The sequence below is a fragment of the Flavobacterium sp. genome, assembly GCF_028689845.1.
GTDB lineage: Bacteria > Bacteroidota > Bacteroidia > Flavobacteriales > Flavobacteriaceae > Flavobacterium.
This window is the reverse complement of sequence record NZ_JAQVCH010000008.1, coordinates 88,136-100,857: the sequence shown is the minus strand read 5'-3', so window position 1 is coordinate 100,857 and position 12,722 is coordinate 88,136. Positions and strand designations below refer to the sequence as shown.

Sequence of the window (12,722 nt, the reverse complement as noted above, 5' to 3'; positions counted from 1 at the left end):
CCCTTTCGTTGCTTAGTTGCACAGCTTTGGTCTTAAAAGCTGCATCATAAATTTTTCTTTCTCGTTTCATAGGTTAAAAATAAGATTTTATTCTTAACTTTAACTGGAAGCTAAATTAGTATATCCAAACCCCAATCAAAGTGGGTATATTACTTTAAATGTTAGTTACAGCAATGATAGATGTGGTTCAGCAACACCGGCTCCAAAAAGAATTTGGGTAGGCCGTCCAGATGTGCAAGACCAAAATATTTATGGTGGTTATAACAATGTTCCCTATAACACAACAACTACTTATACTGTCACTACTGTACACGGTGCAACAAGTTATTATTGGACACTCTCTAATCTTTCAACTAATTGCGGATGTACCACAAATAGTTTAGGACTAACAACATGTCCCAATGGTGTTGTTTTACCAAAGTTTGCACCAAATAATACATTAACTATCACAACAACATCCCCCACAGCAACCGTTAATTGGGGTAATTGTATCGGAACTTACTCTGTTGATTGTGTTGCAGTAAATAGTTGTGGAACAGATGGTATTTATTATAAAAACGTTAATGTGTATAATCCAAATGGTGGCGGTCCAGACCCCTGTGAAGGTTCTCTTTTAGTATTTCCAAATCCAGTAAATGCCAACAGTGGAGAGCCTGGAAACATTTCGATTGAAGTGATTTATCCACCAATTGATCCGTGTGATGATAATCCTCTTGGAAGAGTTACTAATAATAATGATGTAAAAATTTATGATTTTTACGGAAATATAGTATTCTCAAAAAGATTTGACTCAGATAAAATAGAAATATCAAATGTCACCTTAAAAAAAGGTCATTATATTTTAAACGTGTTTACATCAAAAGGGTTTTATAAAAAAGAAATTATTGTTGTTAGATAAACAACACTATCATTAAAAAGCAAACAATAAATACCTTATTAATTGTTTGCTTTTTTATTGATATTTCTCAAGTAATTTTTTTACGAATAGTTAAAATCAACTAATTGTATCATCAACATTAGAGGTAGTTTCCTCGTAACTCTTTTTAATATCATCAACCCATCGAGTTAACATCGGCATCAAAAAGGCTGTTGTAGTTAAAATTGGTTTGTAGAATATTGATTTCTCTTGTTTTTCTTTAGAAATAAATTGATTGTCACTATTTATCTTTTGGACTAAATTCAAAAAAATTCCAATTAACAAAGCTGTTTTCAGGACACTAAAAATTCCGCCGGCTACTTTGTTTACCCAACCTAAAAAAGCAAAATCGGCTATTTTAGTAAATATTTTTGCTAATAAATGAACTCCAATAACTAACAAAATTAAAGTCAATATAAAAGCAGAAATTTGAATTGTTTCTGGCGACCAATTCACCCATTTGATTAAAATATTTTTAACTAAATAAGAAAATTTAATCGCAATAAAAACGCCAATTACAAAAGCAACTAAAGAGGCTATTTCCACAAAAAAGCCATTTTTAATACCTTTATAAAGTCCAATTAATAATAAAATAAGAATGATTATGTCCAAAAAACCCATCTAAACTTTTTTACGAATATATTAAAATAAAATTAATCGAGTTCAAGTTGTTATCTTTGCCACTGAAAAAACAATCAAGAAAGCTACTTATGTCTAGAGATATTCAATTAAAAGAACGTTGGGAAAAAGTGGTTCAACTACTTTCCACACAATTTGCAGAAGGCGACACCCTTGATTTAGATGCCATTATTTATTTAATTGGGGTACAAGAATTAGGGAAGGTAAAACAAACGTTTAAAAAAGACGAAAAAATTGAATTGATGCATATTGCTATTTGTCGTTTATTAGAGCCGTATGGTTATTACGAATTTGAGTTTTATGACAATGATGGTTGGCCACATTATAAAGTAAAAGAAGAACTCCCTCCTTTAAAAGCAGGGGAACAAACCGTTTTAATGAAGGATGCCATTGTTACTTATTTTTTGGAAAGAGAAGTGATTGATTAAATAAAATTCTTTAGAATACGGATAAGTTGCAACTTGTCCCTATCACTAAAATAAACTAAATTTGCATTTTATAGCACAAACGATGATTGATAAAATAAAAGAATATATTGCTGAAGCAGAAGCTTTTCAAACCGATAATAAAGAATCACTAGAACAATTTCGAATTAAGTTTTTAGGAAGCAAAGGTTTGTTGAAAGATCTTTTTGCCGAATTTAAAAATGTTCCAACGGAACAAAAAAAGGAATTCGGACTAGTAATCAATACCCTAAAAACAAAAGCGGAAGAAAAAGTTAAATCACTTCAGGAACGTATTGAGAGCAAAGAAGAAACGATAGGTATTTTGGGCGATTTAACCCGTCCGGGCGAACCTTTTTCTATTGGCTCTCGACATCCGATTTCAATCGTTAAAAATCAAATTATCGACATTTTTGCAAACATTGGTTTCAATGTTTCAGACGGTCCAGAAATTGAAGATGATTGGCATAATTTCACGGCATTAAACTTGCCAGAATATCATCCGGCTCGTGATATGCAAGACACTTTTTTTATTCAAACTAATCCAGATGTATTGCTCAGAACCCATACTTCATCGGTTCAAGTGCGTTATATGGAAAATAATAAACCGCCAATACGAACGATTTCTCCAGGAAGAGTTTTTAGAAATGAAGCCGTTTCTTCTCGTTCTCACTGTATTTTCCATCAAGTGGAAGGACTATATATTGACAAAGAGGTTTCGTTTGCCGATTTAAAACAAACGCTTTTATACTTCACCAAGGAAATGTTTGGAAAGTCTAAAATCCGATTACGACCATCCTATTTTCCGTTTACAGAACCAAGTGCTGAGGTTGATATTTACTGGGGTTTAAAAACAGAAACCGACTATAGAATCACTAAAGGAACTGGTTGGCTGGAAATTATGGGCTGTGGAATGGTTGACCCCAATGTGTTGAAAAACTGTGGCATAAACCCAGATGAATACAACGGTTTTGCTTTTGGTATGGGAATTGAACGCATAGCCATGTTGTTGTATCAAATTGGAGATATTCGGATGTTTTATGAAAATGATGTTCGCTTTTTAGAACAATTTAAAACGAACTTGTAAACTTTCCGTTTGCATCAAAAAAGCATTGCTTCATAATCGCTAAGTAAATGAAATCAGATATTAGTATTCCAAAAGTAGAGAATGTATTTTTAGCTGCTGTTCAAGAATGGAGTGACGACTTTATGGAAAAGGTTTGGTATGTTTATCTCATCAACGACAGTGATTTTGACTTAGATAGCGTCATGTTAGTTTCAAAAGCTTTTGGAACGATTGATGGAGAAATGAAAAAAACATCCTTATTGCGTCATGCTTTTCTAAAAGTGCCAAGCGTTTCAGTGATTAAAGTAGAACTGATAGAAAAAAGCCTGTTAGTTTTAAACAATGAGTTTATGCTAACTTATTTTATTGAAAATACGTTGTACGACAAAAAATTTACTTTTAAAGCCCATTCTATCAATGAGCAGGCAACGGAAGAAGTGCCTATTTTATTTGTAAATGGCGTTATAGTCAACTAGTTTTACTGAGGGTTTTGTCTGGATATTTCTTTCCAGCCAATATACCCAATAATAAAAATTCCGATAAGGAAATGGGCTATCGCTTTAAAACAAAAGATAGGCGATGCTAATTGGGCTTGTAAAGAAACCTCTTTAATAGAATATAGAAGCGTAAATACAGTCATCAAACTTCCCCAAATGAGTCCAAATCCCAGTTGATGTTTCCAACGTTTTTTCATTTTAATCCAACTTGTCGGTCAGTTTTTTATAAACTGCTTTCGGATCTTTTCCTTCGTATAGAATTTCATAAACCGCATCGATAATTGGCGTTTTAGCTTTGTAGTCTTGGTTGAGTTTGTACGCACTTTTCACTGCATAATAACCTTCAGCCACCATACTCATTTCCATCATAGCACTTTTTACGGTATAGCCTTTTCCAATCATGTTTCCAAACATTCGATTTCTAGAGAAAACGGAATATCCTGTTACTAATAAATCGCCCAAATAAGCAGAATCATTGATGTTTCGCTTCATGTGATGGACTTTTTTAATGAACTTTTTCATCTCTCTAATGGCATTACTCATCAATAAAGCCTGAAAATTGTCACCATAACCTAAACCATGTGCAATACCTGCGGCAATGGCATAAATATTTTTTAGCATGGCTGCATATTCGGTGCCAATAATATCATCAGATATTTTAGTTTTGATGTATTTACACGCTAAATTATTAGCCATCACTTTTGCTTTTTGGTCATCGGCACAAGCAATTGTTAAATAAGAAAGACGTTCTAAAGCGACTTCTTCTGCATGGCACGGGCCTGTAATCACACCAATATTTTCATACGGGATGTTATAATTTTTATGAAAATGCTCGCCAACAATCAAGAATGTTTCTGGCACAATTCCTTTTATGGCCGAAAAAATAACTTTATCAGCTAACGATTCGGTCAGTTTTTCTAATTCAGTATTTAAAAAGGCAGAAGGGATTGCAAAAACTAAATAATCTGCATAAGCGACCGCTTCATTTATATCTGTTGTAAGTTTTAATTGATTAACGTCAAACTCTACTGAACTTAAATAGTTTGGGTTATGTTTTTCGGCTTTAATATGGTCAATGGCATTTTGATTACGCATATACCAACATATTTCCGACTGATTTTCGCATAACATTTTTGCTATCGCAGTTGCCCAGCTTCCACCGCCGATGACGGCAAATTTTGATGAATCACTCATAAGTTATTTAGTTTGGAAAGGTAAATTTAGCTTAAATTTTTAAAATCGTATCCTAATTCCTGAATCAATTTGTTTGAACAAATCGTTTTCCCTCTAGAATCTTGACTCTCATTAAATTGAGGAACAACTAGTCCGAAGGCTTTTGCCGTTTGTGCATAATAGTTTTTTCGCGTTGGATGATTGGGGTTTACTGCATTAATTGTTTTTCCCCAATAATCTTGTTCGATAATCAATTCGATGATGCTGATACAATCGTTTTGATGAATTAAATTGACGGGTGAATTCGGATTTTCTAAATTTGTTTTTCCTGTAAGAAAATGAATAGGATGGCGATTCGGCCCTATCAAACCACCAAAACGGACGACTGTGGTTTGAAAATTTGAATTTTGTTGCAAGCATTTTTCCGCTTCCAAAAGTTGTTTTCCGCTTGCTGTTTCGGGTTTTGGAATCGTTTCTTCCGTAACTATCGAGTTGTCATCGGCATAAACTGAAGTAGAACTAATAAAAAGCACTTTTTGAATCGTTGATTGTTCGATAAAAGGGAGTAAAGTCTTTATTTTAGACACAAAATTTGGTGCGTTTTCCTTTCTTAATTTTGGGGGAATATCAATGAGTAGAACAGTTGAGTCTTTTAAAAAGGCTTCAATATTTCCGATTACATGCTCTTCTTCCAAAGACAGTAAAAAAGGAAGAATCCCACTTTTTTCAAGGTCAACAAGCTTATGAGCTGTCGTTGTTGAGCCTTTAATACGATATTTTTTTTGTAAAAGAGATTGAGCTAACGGAAATCCGAGCCATCCACAACCCAGAATACTAATTTGCATTAAGACTATCTTTTAACGTTAATGTTGAATCTTGTAAAACAACCTGCTCAATTCGTTCTTCTTCTATTTTTAAAGTTGGAATTGCTTTAAAAAACTTCTTTTTGACGATAATTGCATCGTTTAGTACAAAAGGCATCGGAATCGATTCTGCAGGACGATTTGGAATGCTAAACAGTTTGTTCTCGAGTAAATCAAAAGAAGAAGTCATGATTTCTAGTTGAAGTTTATCCTCTTTTGAAATTTGAAACTGTAGCGTTAAAGGCTTATTTTGAATCGGATAATAATTTAAAACACGGGAGTCTTTTCGAACAAAAAAGCTTTCTTTCTGATTAATTGCTTGAACACCATTGGCTCGCAAATTATGAATTTTTATCTTTTCGTTCATAAATACATCAATTCTATTAACAAGACGATTGGCTTTTATTTCTAAGTGAACGGTTCTGTAATTTCCAATAATTGTATCTCTTAAAAAATGCAAACTTGGAGCCGCAATGTTTTTTGAAGGAGCTTCTGCCATTAATGTAAAACCAGAATTATATTTACTGGTTAGCGTGTTCGTATTTAATGATGACGCATTTAGAGTGTGTTCGCCAAAATAATTTTTTGTCCACGAATCCAATACTTTGTCATAAGTAGCCCACCAACTTTTAGAAGTGTTTGCCTCCGTAAGATGCACCAAACTTGTTGGTTTGGCTTTGCCTTTTTCAAACCCACTTTCAACATGAGCAGTTATTAAAAAAACAAAACCCAGAATAAATGATAGCCAGCCCCAACTACTTTTATGTGAAAAGTTGCCCAAAACAAGCACTAAAAAGCTAAATATAAAAACCACAAAAACAGCACTTCCAGCTAGCATCTTTAAGCCTAAACCAATGGGAAATAAAGTAACAAATGGCACGAATAATAAAAGTGCGGGAATAGCAAGCAACAAGGATGCTATCCATGTAATTTTACTTTTAAACACAAATATTCCCAAACTAATTAAACCAAAATAAACAGGAATTATAAAAAAAGAGGCTCCGTCTAAATAGTTATATAGCAATAGATTTAAAAGTAAAAATGTAAATAATGGAGCAATAAAATAATCGGCTATATTTTTTGATTTAATAAAATAGGCATAGAACCAAAAACAAATGGCGAGGGTAATAAAAACAAAAGCAGCGATATAACGATGACCATTATAGGGAAAACCTTGAAGAATATCTTGGTATTCTGGATATAAAGATTGAATCATTTTCCATCCAAAAAAAGCAACAATAGCAGCAATAAAAAGGGATCCAAAAAGCGGAGCAAAACCACGAAGTACTTCTCTAAAATCTAACACATGTTTTCCTAAGCCAATTAAGGTAATGGTGAAAAACAGAATGACGGCAAGGATTAATAAAGGTAAATTCCATGTATACGGATAATTAATAAACCCAAACGGAATAGTAAAATAAACCCGGTCTTCGGTAGATTTTAGCGTAGTTAAATCCGTATTTGAAAAATAATGCAACATCGGCATTAAATAAGTTGCTTGATGTTCTAAACATTCTGGGGTAAAATTTTCATAATTATCTTGAGCTGTATGGTAATCGAAATGGTCATCAATGTAGGCAAAATTAAAACCGGGAATAGCGGCTTTTTCTCTAAAAGCAGTCAAGTCAGTATCGTTGGGTAACATCTTATAGATGCTGTACATCAATGAATTAGACACAGGATAAGTCGTTCCTGCTGCCGAAAAAGCTTTAATTAATTGAGCGTTTCCACCTTCGGTTTCGGCCAACATCATGGATGGTCCGTTTGTTCCTCGGGCTTCAAAATTTATCACTAAACCAACATCTTTTGCCCATGGATGTTCAGTCGCAAAAGCATAAGCTCCATTTAAACCAACCTCTTCTGCATCGGAAAACAAGATGATGATGTCGTTTTGATGAGCGGCTTGTTGATGTAAAAAAGCTCGAATACCTTCTAAAATAACTGCTAATCCATTGGCATCGTCACTTGCACCATATGACTTTGTATGCGGAGCACTGTCATAATGCGACAAAAGCAATAATGATTTTGAAGAATCGGAGCCTTCAATTTTGGCAATAATATTTTGCGTTTCTACTAAATTATTCCCTTTACTCAAGACCGCACTTTCTTGAATTTGGACTTCTAATCCCAGTTTTTTCAGTTCGCTTACTAAATATTTTTTTACTTCTGGGTGATTCTCACTTCCCACATAATGGGGTTTTTGTGCTATTTTTTCAACATGTTTCAGAGCTCTTTCGGTAGAAAACGCAGTTAAAGGTTCGCTTTTCCTAGAATAATCCTGTGGCATCATTTTATAAAAAACGAGAGCTACAATAGCGGAGATAAAAACAACAGTCAGTAGCGATTGATAATTTTTCATCATGAGTAGATAGTTTTCTGGTGTTTTTTAAAAGTCTTTTTTAACTAACATATAATAATCATTTTCTAAAAGCATATAGCCTTGGTCATACAGAAAATAATAGGTGTTTCCTGTTTTAGTATGAAGAATGGAGGTAAAAAATTCAAAATCAAATCCCTTACTGAGTAATTTTGATTTGGAGGTTTTGCTTTTCCCATCAACATTTAACTCAGCTAAAATTCGATAATTTTTTCGGAGTTTATTATTGATATTTCGCATCAAATTGGTGCTGTCTTTATTCATTTTGTTGTTGTAGGCATTTCTACAACCGTCACTACAAAACTTTTTATCCTCGCGGCCAATTATTTTTTCTTCGCACTCTAAACAGGTTTTTGTCATGATTATTTTATTTTTTTCAAACTATACAAATCGTGTCTTCTGTCTTTCATAATTTGAACACTTCCATGCTCATGTAATTCTTTTAATAAATCCACATCGACATCCACAATCAAGGTCATTTCTGTATTTGGTGTAGCCTCTGCTTTGATTCCGTTGCTCGGAAATGCAAAATCAGAAGGTGTAAAAACGGCCGCTTGTGCATATTGAATATCCATGTTGTTCACTTTAGGCAGGTTTCCTACACAACCTGCAATGGCCACATAACATTCATTTTCAATCGCACGAGCTTGAGCACAATGTTTCACCCGCGTATATCCGTTTTGAGTATCTGTTAAAAAAGGGACAAATAGAATGTTCATGCCTTCATCGGCCATTAATCGAGATAATTCAGGAAATTCAACATCATAACAAATGACGATTCCAATTTTTCCGCAATCGGTATCAAAAGTTTGAATAGTATCACCGCCAGTCATTCCCCAATGGAAAATTTCATTCGGTGTGATGTGAATTTTGCGATACATTTCGTTGGTTCCGTCACGTTTGCAAAGAAAGCCAACGTTATATAAATGGTCATTTTCTAAAAAAGGCATGCTTCCTGTAATAATATTGATGTTATAGGAAATAGCTAATTCTTGAAATTTCTTTTTAATTGCATCAGCATATTTTGCTAATTCTCGAATCGCATCTGCTTCTGACAAATGGTTATAATCAGCCATTAAAGGAGCGATGAACAGTTCAGGAAAAAGGGCAAAATCACTTTCATATCCTGAAACGGCATCAATAAAAAACTCCGCTTGATTAAAAAACTCTTCTAAATTATTTAACGAACGCATTTGCCATTGAACCAAGCCTAAGCGAATAATTCGTTTAGGAGCATTAATGGCTTTCGGACTTTCATCATAATAAATGTTGTTCCACTCTAATAAAACGGCAAATTCTTTAGAGCTTTTGTCTCCAGATAAATAATTTTTCATGACTCGCATCACGTGAAAATCATTACTCAGTTGAAAAGATAAAACGGGGTCGTGTAACTCTTTCTTTCTAATTTTTTCGATATAGGCTTTGGGAGTCAATTCTTGAGCATATTTTCCGTAATTCGGAATTCGACCTGCAAAAACAATCGACTTAAGATTTAATTGTTCGCATAGTTCTTTCCGAGAATCATATAACCGTCTTCCTAAACGGAGCCCACGAAACTGAGGATGAATAAAAACATCGATTCCGTATAAAATCTCGCCCTTATCGGTATGTGTTGAAAAAGTAAAATTTCCGGTAATGGTCTTATAATCGTGGCTTTTATCGACTAAGTCGTCTTTAACAATCAGTGAAAGTGCCGAGCCAACCACTTTTCCGTCTACTACAATCACTAATTGTCCCGCTGGGAAAATTCGTAATAACTCCTTGATTTGACTTTCTTGCCAATAGCTATTTTCCATTTCTGGATAAGCTTCTATCATCGAGTTTTTTAATTGTTTGTAATCTTCTAGTTGTAAATTCCGTAATTCTACGGTTTTAATCGCGTGACTCATAAATGGTTGATTTTGAACAAATATACAATTATATTTTCCAATTACAAACGGTTACAAGCATTTACAACCGAAAGTAATTGTTTTGTTACCGAATAAATCTAGAAAGCCACCACATCTTTGCCTCGTTGATTTGAATGAACAAACAACAACTTACTTTATTAACAATTAAATTTTAAACGCCATGAAAGCATTACAAAACAAAGTACAATTAATCGGACATGTTGGAAAAGACCCAATTATCAAAGATTTTGAAGGAGGAAAAAAATTAGCCAACCTATCACTTGCCACTAAAGATGTGTATGTGAGCCGAAAAGGAGATCAGATGGAAGAAACCCAATGGCACAATATTGTTGCTTGGGGAAAAACAGCAGAACTTATTGAAAAATTTGTAGAAAAAGGAAAGCAAATCGGTATTACGGGAAGATTAACTTCACGTAGTTATGATGACAAAGAAGGAAACAAACGCTATGTGACGGAGGTTGTCGTAACGGAGTTGCTTTTGATGAAATAAAGCAACAATATCAAAAATCAAATACTTATTAGAATCTGAAACGAGTTCAGATTAAACTTTAAATTTTATACGCCATGAACACAATGAAAAACAGAGTACAGTTAATCGGTCATGTAGGAAATGACCCAGAGGTAAAAACCTTTGAAGGAGGAAAAGTAGCCAATTTAAATATCGCTACTAATGAAAATTATACCAACGCAAAAGGTGAAAAAGTAGAGCACACCGAATGGCATCGTTTAACTGCCTGGGGAAAAACGGCAGAGATTATCGAAAAATTTGTTACGAAAGGAAAGGAAATTGCCATTGAAGGAAAATTGTCAACCCGAAGTTATGATGACAAAGAGGGAAACAAACGGTATATAACCGAAGTGATTATTAGCGATGTCTTACTTTTAGGAAAATAATCTATACTAAACGCCATGAAAGTAAAACACTTTAGAGTTCGGGTAAGTGGGGAGCACTTGCAGAACGATCAGGATATTATTAATCAGTTTTTAACAGAAATAACTGTAGAAAAAACAGCTACAAATTTTATCTCAGGGATGATTGATTATTGGTCGGTTCTTGTTTTTTATTCGGCTAAGACCACTAAAACAAAAGAGCCGCAAGAAGCTGAAAAAGTCGCTATCTTAAATTATGAAGAATTAAGCCAAGCTGAAAAGAATACGCTGAATTCACTAAAAAGTTGGAGAAGTGAAAAATCGATAACTTTAGGGATGCCGCAATACATGATTTGTCACAATTCTGAATTGATGACCATTGCCAAAATGAAACCTGAATCGGTAGAAGACTTGAAAAAAATTAAAGGTTTTGGTGAGCAAAAAATAGCCCGATATGGCCTTGATATTCTTAGTTTATTACAAGCAAGTTAACTTAATCTATTCAATTTACTGTTTTTTTAAAAACCATTTACTGCGGTGAATGGTTTTTTTTTGTATATTTAAAGTTCTAATTTTAAATCTATTAGCCATGGGAATTAAAAGCTATCAAGGAGATTTAGTGGGAAAAACTGCTACTAAACCAGAACAAATTCGTGTAGAGGATCACATGAACAAATCGGTTGTTTGTTTCAATTCGTCTCAAACTATTTTAGAAGTGATGGATTCTATTATTAAAAATGCTATTTCGGGTGGGCCAGTAGTTTCTGAAACAAATGAAGTTCTGGGAATTATTTCAGAAGGAGATTGTATCAAACAAATTACGGAAAGCAAGTATTATAATTTGCCTTTAAACGAAATGAGTATTGGCCATTATATGACCAAAAATGTAATTTGTGTGAGTCCGAGTGACAGTATTTTTGATGTGGCGGATAAATTTTTAACCACAAAAAAAAGAAATTTTCCTGTAATTCACCAAGGAAAAATAATAGGATTAATCAGTCAGAAAAATGTGCTTAAAGCTGTTATTCAATGGGAAGGCACTAATTGGTTAAAGAATCATAGTTAATGAAAAACCGAATGTGCTATCCGAAAAGTATTGGCATGAGCATCAATAATGGTTTTAATTTCTGGCGAATAACCTCCGCCCATACTCACCTGCACAGGAATTTCATGTTTTTTACATAATTCTAAAACAAATTGGTCGCGTTTTTTGCAACCTTCGATAGTACAAGATAATTTTCCTAATTTGTCAGTTTCTAAAATATCTACTCCGGCCAAATAAAAAATAAAATCTGGTTTTTCTTGCTCAATTAATTTAGGCAAGGTTTCATATAATTGATTTAAATAAAAGCTATCCATGGTGCTGTCTGGCAAGGAAATATCCAAATCAGATACTTCTTTTTTAAACGGATAGTTCGATTTTCCATGCATTGAAAAAGTAAACACAGCCTTGTTTTTTTCAAAAATCTCAGCTGTTCCATTTCCTTGGTGCACATCTAAATCAACAATTACTATTTTCTTTACCAGCTTTTTTGATAATAGATATTGAGCCGCAATCGCTTGGTCATTTAATAGACAAAAAGCTTCGCCACGATTCGTAAAAGCATGATGTGTTCCGCCAGCAATATTAAATGAAATTCCTGTTTCAAGCGACTTTAAGGCTCCTAAAATAGTGCCGTTTGCAATGCGTAATTCACGTTCGATTAATCCAGCAGAGAGCGGAAAGCCAATTTTTCGAACAGCTTTTGGACTTAACGTTAAATTGAGCAAATGCTCTACATACGCTTTTTCATGCACCGCATAAATAAATTCTAAATCTGGAATTGCAGGTTCAAAAAAGTCAGTTGCTAATGCGGTTCCTTCATGCATTAATTGCTGGGGTAATAATTCATATTTCAGCATCGGAAAACGATGACCTTCCGGTAACGGATGTTTAAAAAGTGGATGAAAAGCAATTGGTAACATGAT

16 protein-coding genes are annotated in these 12,722 nt (G+C 33.9%); 8 read left to right on the top strand and 8 right to left on the bottom strand.

Going from position 1 to position 12,722, the window contains the following annotated elements:
* Window positions 1-232 precede the first annotated feature (232 nt).
* On the top strand, window positions 233-898 hold the full coding sequence (locus PHR76_RS05140; protein WP_300059238.1) for a T9SS type A sorting domain-containing protein: 666 nt from the start codon (window positions 233-235) through the stop codon (window positions 896-898).
* Between the two features lie 96 nt (window positions 899-994).
* Here the strand turns inward: PHR76_RS05140 and PHR76_RS05135 are convergent, their stop codons facing one another.
* Window positions 995-1,537: a CvpA family protein gene (locus PHR76_RS05135; RefSeq protein ID WP_300059236.1), complete on the bottom strand. Its 543-nt coding sequence runs from the start codon at window positions 1,535-1,537 to the stop codon at window positions 995-997.
* Between the two features lie 89 nt (window positions 1,538-1,626).
* On the opposite strand from PHR76_RS05135, the gene PHR76_RS05130 reads away from it, so the two are divergent.
* The 3 genes from PHR76_RS05130 (at window position 1,627) to PHR76_RS05120 (ending at window position 3,540) form a co-directional block, all read left to right on the top strand.
* A complete protein-coding gene (locus PHR76_RS05130; protein WP_300059234.1) occupies window positions 1,627-1,983 on the top strand; it encodes a hypothetical protein in 357 nt (118 codons plus the stop codon).
* Between the two features lie 82 nt (window positions 1,984-2,065).
* Window positions 2,066-3,085 (top strand): phenylalanine--tRNA ligase subunit alpha, encoded by a 1,020-nt coding sequence (gene pheS, locus PHR76_RS05125; protein WP_300059232.1) that lies wholly within the window; start codon window positions 2,066-2,068, stop codon window positions 3,083-3,085.
* Between the two features lie 47 nt (window positions 3,086-3,132).
* Complete coding sequence (locus tag PHR76_RS05120) at window positions 3,133-3,540, top strand: hypothetical protein (protein ID WP_300059230.1); 408 nt, start codon at window positions 3,133-3,135, stop codon at window positions 3,538-3,540.
* 2 nt (window positions 3,541-3,542) lie between these two features.
* On the opposite strand, the gene PHR76_RS05115 is transcribed toward PHR76_RS05120, so the two are convergent.
* The 6 genes from PHR76_RS05115 to PHR76_RS05090 are packed head-to-tail and all read right to left on the bottom strand — an operon-like array spanning window position 3,543 to window position 9,863.
* Window positions 3,543-3,758, bottom strand: a complete 216-nt coding sequence (locus PHR76_RS05115; protein WP_300059228.1) for a hypothetical protein — start codon at window positions 3,756-3,758, stop codon at window positions 3,543-3,545.
* Window position 3,759: 1 nt separating this feature from the next.
* Window positions 3,760-4,755 carry an NAD(P)H-dependent glycerol-3-phosphate dehydrogenase gene (locus PHR76_RS05110; protein WP_300059226.1) on the bottom strand — a complete coding sequence of 332 codons (996 nt, stop codon included), beginning with the start codon at window positions 4,753-4,755 and terminating at the stop codon, window positions 3,760-3,762.
* A gap of 26 nt (window positions 4,756-4,781) precedes the next feature.
* Complete coding sequence (locus tag PHR76_RS05105) at window positions 4,782-5,579, bottom strand: SDR family oxidoreductase (protein ID WP_300059224.1); 798 nt, start codon at window positions 5,577-5,579, stop codon at window positions 4,782-4,784.
* Window positions 5,569-7,959, bottom strand: coding sequence for a M20/M25/M40 family metallo-hydrolase (locus PHR76_RS05100; RefSeq protein ID WP_300059222.1), 2,391 nt, complete (start codon window positions 7,957-7,959; stop codon window positions 5,569-5,571). Before PHR76_RS05100 ends, PHR76_RS05105 begins: the two co-directional genes overlap by 11 nt.
* A gap of 24 nt (window positions 7,960-7,983) precedes the next feature.
* A complete protein-coding gene (locus PHR76_RS05095; protein ID WP_300059220.1) occupies window positions 7,984-8,334 on the bottom strand; it encodes a hypothetical protein in 351 nt (116 codons plus the stop codon).
* A 2-nt stretch (window positions 8,335-8,336) separates the two neighbouring features.
* Window positions 8,337-9,863 (bottom strand): bifunctional GNAT family N-acetyltransferase/carbon-nitrogen hydrolase family protein, encoded by a 1,527-nt coding sequence (locus PHR76_RS05090; RefSeq protein WP_300059218.1) that lies wholly within the window; start codon window positions 9,861-9,863, stop codon window positions 8,337-8,339.
* Window positions 9,864-10,044: 181 nt separating this feature from the next.
* Here PHR76_RS05090 and ssb (PHR76_RS05085) point away from each other — a divergent pair, with 181 nt between their 5' ends.
* The 4 genes from ssb (PHR76_RS05085) (at window position 10,045) to PHR76_RS05070 (ending at window position 11,820) form a co-directional block, all read left to right on the top strand.
* The gene (gene ssb / locus PHR76_RS05085; RefSeq protein ID WP_300059216.1) at window positions 10,045-10,374 is read left to right on the top strand and encodes a single-stranded DNA-binding protein; all 330 of its coding nucleotides are present in this window, start codon (window positions 10,045-10,047) and stop codon (window positions 10,372-10,374) included.
* An 83-nt stretch (window positions 10,375-10,457) separates the two neighbouring features.
* On the top strand, window positions 10,458-10,778 hold the full coding sequence (gene ssb, locus PHR76_RS05080; RefSeq protein WP_300059242.1) for a single-stranded DNA-binding protein: 321 nt from the start codon (window positions 10,458-10,460) through the stop codon (window positions 10,776-10,778).
* A 15-nt stretch (window positions 10,779-10,793) separates the two neighbouring features.
* Window positions 10,794-11,246, top strand: coding sequence for an HRDC domain-containing protein (locus tag PHR76_RS05075; RefSeq protein WP_300059214.1), 453 nt, complete (start codon window positions 10,794-10,796; stop codon window positions 11,244-11,246).
* A gap of 97 nt (window positions 11,247-11,343) precedes the next feature.
* Window positions 11,344-11,820, top strand: coding sequence for a CBS domain-containing protein (locus PHR76_RS05070; protein ID WP_300059212.1), 477 nt, complete (start codon window positions 11,344-11,346; stop codon window positions 11,818-11,820).
* On the opposite strand, the gene PHR76_RS05065 is transcribed toward PHR76_RS05070, so the two are convergent.
* The gene (locus PHR76_RS05065) at window positions 11,817-12,719 is read right to left on the bottom strand and encodes a histone deacetylase (protein WP_300059210.1); all 903 of its coding nucleotides are present in this window, start codon (window positions 12,717-12,719) and stop codon (window positions 11,817-11,819) included. The genes PHR76_RS05070 and PHR76_RS05065 overlap by 4 nt on opposite strands.
* Window positions 12,720-12,722: the final 3 nt, after the last annotated feature.

Excerpts from the sequence above, each read along its gene's own strand:
- PHR76_RS05065 (WP_300059210.1), bottom strand. The coding sequence starts at position 12,719 with ATGTTACCAATTGCTTTTCATCCACTTTTTAAACATCCGTTACCGGAA.
- PHR76_RS05095 (WP_300059220.1), bottom strand. The coding sequence starts at position 8,334 with ATGACAAAAACCTGTTTAGAGTGCGAAGAAAAAATAATTGGCCGCGAG.
- PHR76_RS05075 (WP_300059214.1), top strand. The coding sequence starts at position 10,794 with ATGAAAGTAAAACACTTTAGAGTTCGGGTAAGTGGGGAGCACTTGCAG.
- PHR76_RS05110 (WP_300059226.1), bottom strand. The coding sequence starts at position 4,755 with ATGAGTGATTCATCAAAATTTGCCGTCATCGGCGGTGGAAGCTGGGCA.
- PHR76_RS05105 (WP_300059224.1), bottom strand. The coding sequence starts at position 5,579 with ATGCAAATTAGTATTCTGGGTTGTGGATGGCTCGGATTTCCGTTAGCT.
- PHR76_RS05115 (WP_300059228.1), bottom strand. The coding sequence starts at position 3,758 with ATGAAAAAACGTTGGAAACATCAACTGGGATTTGGACTCATTTGGGGA.
- PHR76_RS05070 (WP_300059212.1), top strand. The coding sequence starts at position 11,344 with ATGGGAATTAAAAGCTATCAAGGAGATTTAGTGGGAAAAACTGCTACT.
- PHR76_RS05090 (WP_300059218.1), bottom strand. The coding sequence starts at position 9,863 with ATGAGTCACGCGATTAAAACCGTAGAATTACGGAATTTACAACTAGAA.
- PHR76_RS05100 (WP_300059222.1), bottom strand. The coding sequence starts at position 7,959 with ATGATGAAAAATTATCAATCGCTACTGACTGTTGTTTTTATCTCCGCT.
- PHR76_RS05130 (WP_300059234.1), top strand. The coding sequence starts at position 1,627 with ATGTCTAGAGATATTCAATTAAAAGAACGTTGGGAAAAAGTGGTTCAA.
- pheS (WP_300059232.1), top strand. The coding sequence starts at position 2,066 with ATGATTGATAAAATAAAAGAATATATTGCTGAAGCAGAAGCTTTTCAA.
- PHR76_RS05120 (WP_300059230.1), top strand. The coding sequence starts at position 3,133 with ATGAAATCAGATATTAGTATTCCAAAAGTAGAGAATGTATTTTTAGCT.
- ssb (WP_300059216.1), top strand. The coding sequence starts at position 10,045 with ATGAAAGCATTACAAAACAAAGTACAATTAATCGGACATGTTGGAAAA.
- PHR76_RS05135 (WP_300059236.1), bottom strand. The coding sequence starts at position 1,537 with ATGGGTTTTTTGGACATAATCATTCTTATTTTATTATTAATTGGACTT.
- ssb (WP_300059242.1), top strand. The coding sequence starts at position 10,458 with ATGAAAAACAGAGTACAGTTAATCGGTCATGTAGGAAATGACCCAGAG.